The sequence below is a fragment of the Streptomyces sp. MB09-02B genome, from assembly GCF_033794485.1.
Taxonomy (GTDB): Bacteria; Actinomycetota; Actinomycetes; order Streptomycetales; family Streptomycetaceae; genus Streptomyces.
On the sequence record NZ_JARGEE010000502.1, the window covers coordinates 1 to 5,831 of the forward strand.

Annotated in this window: 6 protein-coding genes; 3 read left to right on the forward strand and 3 right to left on the reverse strand. The window is 72.3% G+C overall.

Annotated elements, in window-relative coordinates:
* Nucleotides 1–134 precede the first annotated feature (134 nt).
* Nucleotides 135–1,361, reverse strand: a complete 1,227-nt coding sequence (locus P1P70_RS39070; protein ID WP_319246272.1) for a trans-sulfuration enzyme family protein — start codon at nucleotides 1,359–1,361, stop codon at nucleotides 135–137.
* Between the two features lie 60 nt (nucleotides 1,362–1,421).
* On the opposite strand from P1P70_RS39070, the gene P1P70_RS39075 reads away from it, so the two are divergent.
* Both P1P70_RS39075 and P1P70_RS39080 read left to right on the forward strand, forming a co-directional pair.
* Nucleotides 1,422–1,913, forward strand: coding sequence for an Lrp/AsnC family transcriptional regulator (locus P1P70_RS39075; RefSeq protein WP_319246274.1), 492 nt, complete (start codon nucleotides 1,422–1,424; stop codon nucleotides 1,911–1,913).
* Nucleotides 1,914–2,056: 143 nt separating this feature from the next.
* Entirely contained in the window at nucleotides 2,057–3,748 is a 1,692-nt protein-coding gene (locus P1P70_RS39080) for a DUF885 domain-containing protein (protein WP_319246278.1), read from the forward strand.
* A 330-nt stretch (nucleotides 3,749–4,078) separates the two neighbouring features.
* On the opposite strand, the gene P1P70_RS39085 is transcribed toward P1P70_RS39080, so the two are convergent.
* Both P1P70_RS39085 and P1P70_RS39090 read right to left on the reverse strand, forming a co-directional pair.
* Nucleotides 4,079–4,609, reverse strand: coding sequence for an immunity 21 family protein (locus P1P70_RS39085; protein ID WP_319246281.1), 531 nt, complete (start codon nucleotides 4,607–4,609; stop codon nucleotides 4,079–4,081).
* Between the two features lie 100 nt (nucleotides 4,610–4,709).
* Entirely contained in the window at nucleotides 4,710–5,225 is a 516-nt protein-coding gene (locus tag P1P70_RS39090; protein ID WP_319246284.1) for a rhodanese-like domain-containing protein, read from the reverse strand.
* A 131-nt stretch (nucleotides 5,226–5,356) separates the two neighbouring features.
* Here P1P70_RS39090 and P1P70_RS39095 point away from each other — a divergent pair, with 131 nt between their 5' ends.
* Nucleotides 5,357–5,812 carry an Lrp/AsnC family transcriptional regulator gene (locus P1P70_RS39095; protein WP_319246287.1) on the forward strand — a complete coding sequence of 152 codons (456 nt, stop codon included), beginning with the start codon at nucleotides 5,357–5,359 and terminating at the stop codon, nucleotides 5,810–5,812.
* Nucleotides 5,813–5,831: the final 19 nt, after the last annotated feature.

The following is a 5,831-nucleotide window of genomic DNA, read 5'->3' on the forward strand; positions in this document are numbered from 1 at the left end:
CGACGCGTCAACGTCCTGTGGGCCCTCATCCGCGACCGACGGTGCTATCAAGTCACACCACCAGTCACCAGCGCAGCTTGACAACAGCATTAGGAAGCCCCGTCCGTGCCGGCGGCCCGGGCCGTGGTCGAGGATCAGGCGCGACCCGTCGAGAGTGCGGGCCCCTCGTCCTTCGTCCACTCCCTCGGCAGCCCCGCGGCCCTCTCGCCCAACGCGTGGTCCAGGTCCGCCCACAGGTCCTCCGTGTCCTCCAGGCCCACCGACATGCGCAGGAGGCGGTCGGACACGCCGGCGTCGCGGCGGTCCGACTCCTCCACGATGCGGTGACTGATCGAGGCCGGGTGCTGGATGAGCGTGTCCACGCTGCCGAGGCTCACCGCCGGGGTGATGAGGCGGACGGCGGCGATGACCTCGTGGGGGTCGCCGTGCACCTCGAAGGCGATCATGGCGCCGCCGATGCGCGGGTAGTGGACCCGGGTGACGCGCGGGTCGGCGGCGAGCCGGCGGACGAGTTCGGCGGCGGTCGCGGAGGCCGCCCGGACGCGGACCGGGAGCGTGGACAGGCCCCGCAGGAGGAGGTAGCCGGCGAGCGGGTGCAGGACGCCGCCGGTGGCGAAGCGGACCTGGCGGAGCCGTCCGGCGAACTCCTCGTCGCAGGCCACGACCCCGGCCATGACGTCCCCGTGCCCGCCGAGGTACTTGGTGGCGCTGTGCAGGACGAGCCGGGCGCCCTGTTCGACGGGGCGTTGCAGGACGGGCGTGGCGAAGGTGTTGTCCGCGAGGAGCGGGACCGAGCCACAGGCGTGCGCGAGGGCGCGCAGGTCGAGTTCGGCGAGGGTCGGGTTGGCCGGGGACTCGACCAGGACCAGGCCCGTGTCGGGGCGCAGCGCGTCCGCGACGCCGGCCGGGTCGACCCAGGTGACCTCGGTGCCGAGCAGCCCTGCGGTGAGGAGATGGTCGCTGCAGCCGTACAGGGGGCGTACGGCGACGACATGGCGCAGGCCCATCGAGGCGCGGACGAGGAGGACGGCGCTCAGGGCGGCCATGCCGCTGGCGAAGGCGACCGCGCTCTCGGTGCCTTCGAGGCGGGCGAGGGCGGTCTCGAAGCGGGCGACGGTCGGGTTGCCGAGCCGTCCGTAGATCGGCGGGCCCTCCGGCTGGGCGCCGTCGCCGGCGAAGGCGTCGATGCGGGCGGCCTCGCCCCGGCTGTCGTACGACGGGTAGGTGGTCGACAGGTCGATCGGCGGGGCGTGCAGGCCCTGGCGCGCGAGGTCGTCGCGGCCGGCGTGCACGGCCTCGGTGGCCAGTGCTCTCGGCGTGGTGCGTGCGTGGTCGTACGCGTGCGTGCTCGCTGAGTTCATGGACGCCAGAGTGAACATCGACCGGACCTCGGGGCTCGAACACCGTGTTACGTTCGAACAATGGCCGATTCCGTCGTACTCGATCCGGTGGACCTCCATCTGCTGCGGCTGTTGCAGAACGACGCCCGGACGACGTACCGGGATCTCGCGGCGCAGGTCGGGGTCGCGCCGTCCACCTGTCTGGACCGGGTGACGCGGCTGCGGCGCGCGGGCGTGATCCTCGGCCATCAGCTGCGGCTGGATCCGGCCAAGCTGGGGCGGGGTCTGGAGGCGTTGCTTTCGGTGCAGGTCAGGCCGCACCGGCGGGAGTTGGTGGGGCCGTTCGTGGACCGGATCCGGGCGTTGCCGGAGTCGCGGACCGTGTACCACCTCACCGGACCGGACGACTACCTCGTGCATGTCGCGGTCGCGGACATGGCGGACCTGCAGCGCCTGGTCCTCGACGAGTTCACGTCCCGGCGCGAGGTGGCGCGGGTGGAGACCCGGTTGATCTTCCAGCAGTGGGAGTGCGGGCCTCTGCTGCCTCCGGCCACGGACCGGCCCGCGCCCTGAACCGGCGAACATCGACCGGTCCCCGATGTACCCGGACGCACCTCGCAGGCACATCACGCCCTGAGCGGAATCCGGCCGACGTAAGGCTCAAGCGCCGGTTAAGCAGCTGACGCCGATCCCGTGGCCGTACCAAGATTGTTGGCATGTCTGACACCAAGAGCCCCCTGCCCCGTGAGGTCGCCGACGCGTACGTCGACGAACTCATCGCCCTCGACCCCGTGACCGGTACGTATCTGGGTGTGAAGGAGAGTTCCGGCAAGCTGCCGGACACCTCGCCGGCCGGTCAGGAGGCCCGTGCGGAGCTGATCCGGACGACGCTGGCGCGGCTCGACGAGGCGGAACGGCGACCGGGCGCGGACAGCGATGTCGAGCGCCGGTGCGCGCGCCTGCTGCGCGAGCGGCTGACGGCGGAGCTGGCCGTACACGAGGCCGAGGAGGGGCTGCGCGCCGTCGGCAACATGGTCACGCCCCCGCACGAGGTGCGTGAGGTGTTCACGATCACCCCGGCGGAGACCGAGGAGGACTGGGCGGCGATCGCGGAGCGGCTGCGCGCGGTGCCGACCGCCTACGCCGGGTACCGCGAGTCCCTGGCGCTCGGGCTGGAGCGCAAGCTGTACGCGGGCCCCCGCCCGACCGCCACCTTCATCGGCCAGCTCACCGAGTGGGCGGACACGGACGGGTCGGGGCGCGGCTGGTTCGAGGACTTCGCGTCGGCGGGTCCCGAGTCGCTGCGCGTCGAGCTGGACGAGGCGGCTCGTGGCGCGACCCGGGCCGTGGTGGAGCTGCGCGACTGGATGCGTGACGTGTACGCCCCGGCGGTCGAGGGGGCGCCGGACACGGTCGGCCGGGAGCGCTACGGCAGGCTGGTCCGCTACTTCACGGGGTCGGACCTGGACCTCGACGAGGCGTACGCGTACGGCTGGGCCGAGTTCCACCGGCTGCTCGGCGAGATGAGGCAGGAGGCCGCGAAGATCCTGCCCGGCGCCGAGACGCCCTGGGTGGCGCTCGCGCACCTGGACGAGCACGGCCGGCACATCGAGGGCGTCGACGAGGTCCGCGCGTGGCTGCAGTCGCTGATGGACGAGGCGATCGAGGCGCTGGACGGCACCCACTTCGACCTCGCCGAGCCGGTCCGCAAGGTCGAGTCGTGCATCGCCCCGCCCGGTGGTGCGGCGGCCCCGTACTACTCGGCCCCGACCGAGGACTTCTCCCGCCCCGGCCGTACGTGGCTGCCGACGATGGGGGCGACCCGCTTCCCGGTGTACGACCTGGTCTCCACCTGGTACCACGAGGGCGTTCCCGGCCATCACCTCCAGCTCGCGCAATGGGTGTACGTCAAGGACGACCTGTCGCGCTACCAGGCCACGATCGGCGGCGTCAGCGCCAACGCCGAGGGCTGGGCCCTGTACGCGGAGCGGCTCATGGACGAGCTGGGCTTCCTCAAGGACGCGGAGGAGCGGCTCGGTTACCTGGACGCGCAGATGATGCGGGCGGCCCGGGTCATCGTCGACATCGGCATGCACCTGGAGCTGGAGATCCCGGCGGACTCTCCGTTCCACCCGGGTGAGCGCTGGACCGTGGATCTGGCCCAGGAGTTCTTCGGCGCCCACAGCAGCCGACCGGCGGACTTCGTGGAGAGCGAGCTGACGCGCTATCTGACGATGCCGGGGCAGGCCATCGGCTACAAGCTCGGCGAGCGGGCCTGGCTGCTGGGCCGGGAGAACGCCAAGCGGCGCCACGGTGAGGCCTTCGACGCCAAAGTCTGGCACATGGCCGCGCTGTCCCAGGGGTCGCTGGGCCTGGACGACCTGGTGGACGAGCTGTCCCGGCTGTGACCCGGTCCGGCCGGGCCCACCGCCACCCACGGCGGGGCCCGGCCGCCGCGCCGGTTCCGGTGGGCCGGTTCCGGTGGGCCGGACTCGCTTCACGCCGAAGACCTTGCGCCGTGCCGGAAATCTCGCGTCACGCCGAAGGCCTCGCGCCGTGCCGAAGGCCCCACGTCGTGCCGAAGGCCTCGCGTCGTGCCGAAGCCCCGCGCCGCACCGAAGACCTCGCGTCGCCCCGGAATGGCATGCCGCGTCGGCGTTCTCACTACCGGCCCGGTGTCCGCCTCCCGCCCGAGGGCCCGTCTCCCGATCAGGGGTTCACCCTCCCGCACGCAGGCCTCACGCGTCGGCCACGGGTCTCACCCTGACCAGGCCGAGCCAGGTCTCCGGGCCGGTCGAGACCCGCGCGGCGCTGACCCCGTAGTGGCCGGGAGCCAGCTCCACCCGTACGTGCTCGGTCTCCTTCAGCGACCTGCCGGGCCAGACGGCGTCGAGGAGGACCACCGGACCCGGCACCCGCCAGCTCAGCTCCGGCCCCCAGGCCGCGCTGGCAAGCGCCGCCGGAACGCCCGCGAGGAGTTCGGTCCCGGAGTCGGCCGCGTACCAGCGGACGAAGACGCCGTGCTCGGGCAGGTACGCGGTGGACGCGGGTTCGTCGCCGAGGACCAGGGCTCGGGTGTCGCCGACCGGCAGCAGGCCGACGGGTCCGTCGACCTCGCAGGCACGGTCGTAGTCCGAGGACGTCTCGTCGCCGTCGGCGCCCGCCCAGAACGGGAGCACCGCCTCTGGTAGCGCCAGGAGTGGTCCCCCGCTCGATTCCACCCACCGCACCACATCGGGCACCACCGCCGCGTCCGCGTATCCAGCCATGTCCAGAAGCTACACGGCGGCCGTCGCACCGAACTCGCCGCCCCCAAGCGCCTCTTGACAGTCTGTCAGCAACGGACAGGGGCGGTGTCGGCACCCGAGGTCAGCAGCCGCAGTCCTCGGCGTCCACGGGCGCGGTCAGCGGGTCTGCCGTGCGTCGCGCCTCGCCCTCCCAGGTCTCGTAGGCGAAGCCCTCGCGCGCCCAGTACTCGAACCCGCCGAGCATCTCCTTGACCTGGAAGCCGAGTTCGGCGAGGGCGAGGGCGGCGCGGGTCGCGCCGTTGCAGCCGGGACCCCAGCAGTAGGTGACAACCGGCACGGACCTGTCGAGCAGTCGCTCGGCCTGCTCGGGGATGAGGGCGGTGGGGAGGTGGACCGCGCCCGGGACGTGCCCCTGGTCCCAGGACGCGGTGGAGCGGGAGTCGAGGACCACGAAACCGGGGTCGCCATCGGCGGCGAGGGCGGCGTGGACGTCGGAGACGTCGGCGTGGAAGACGAGGCTGGCCCGGAAGTACGCGGCGGCCTCGGCCGGGGCGGCGGGGGCGACCCGCAGGACAGGGTTCACGGCGGACGCGGTGACGGCGGACGCGGTAGCGACGGATGCGGTGGCGACGGTCATGAGCTGGCCTTTCCCTCGGGGAAGCCCTTGTTTCCCTCACCGGAAATCTACGGCGGATGATCACCGCCCTGAAGGGGCGATCCACGGCTCGGGCCTTGTTCAGCCGGGGATACCCCTGCTATTCATCGAGGATGGCCGCGAATTCCCCGTATCTGCCCGATGCCACCGACTGGCGCATCCTGGAGGTCCTCCAGCGCGAGGGCCGGGCCAGCTTCGCCGAGTTGGCTCGTGCCGTCTCGATGTCGGCGAGCGCCGTGACCGAGCGGGTGCGGCGGCTGGAGGAGGCGGGCGTGATCCAGGGCTACGCGGCCGTCGTGGACCCGGAGCGGCTGGGGTTGCCGATCCTGGCGTTCGTCCGCCTGCGCTACCCCACCGGGAACTACAAGCCGTTCCACGATCTGGTGGCCGTCACGCCCGAGATCCTGGAGGCGCACCATGTCACGGGCGACGACTGCTTCGTGATCAAGGTCGCGGCCCGTTCGATGCGCCACCTGGAGGAGGTGTCGGGCAAGATCGGCGCCCTCGGGTCGGTGACGACGAGCGTCGTCTACTCCTCACCGCTGCCCCGCCGCCCTCTGGGCCATTGACCTCACCACCTCCCGGCCC

Coding starts and splice junctions, on each gene's coding strand:
- P1P70_RS39070 (WP_319246272.1), bottom strand. CDS start 1,361: ATGAACTCAGCGAGCACGCACGCGTACGACCACGCACGCACCACGCCG.
- P1P70_RS39075 (WP_319246274.1), top strand. CDS start 1,422: ATGGCCGATTCCGTCGTACTCGATCCGGTGGACCTCCATCTGCTGCGG.
- P1P70_RS39080 (WP_319246278.1), top strand. CDS start 2,057: ATGTCTGACACCAAGAGCCCCCTGCCCCGTGAGGTCGCCGACGCGTAC.
- P1P70_RS39085 (WP_319246281.1), bottom strand. CDS start 4,609: ATGGCTGGATACGCGGACGCGGCGGTGGTGCCCGATGTGGTGCGGTGG.
- P1P70_RS39090 (WP_319246284.1), bottom strand. CDS start 5,225: ATGACCGTCGCCACCGCATCCGTCGCTACCGCGTCCGCCGTCACCGCG.
- P1P70_RS39095 (WP_319246287.1), top strand. CDS start 5,357: ATGGCCGCGAATTCCCCGTATCTGCCCGATGCCACCGACTGGCGCATC.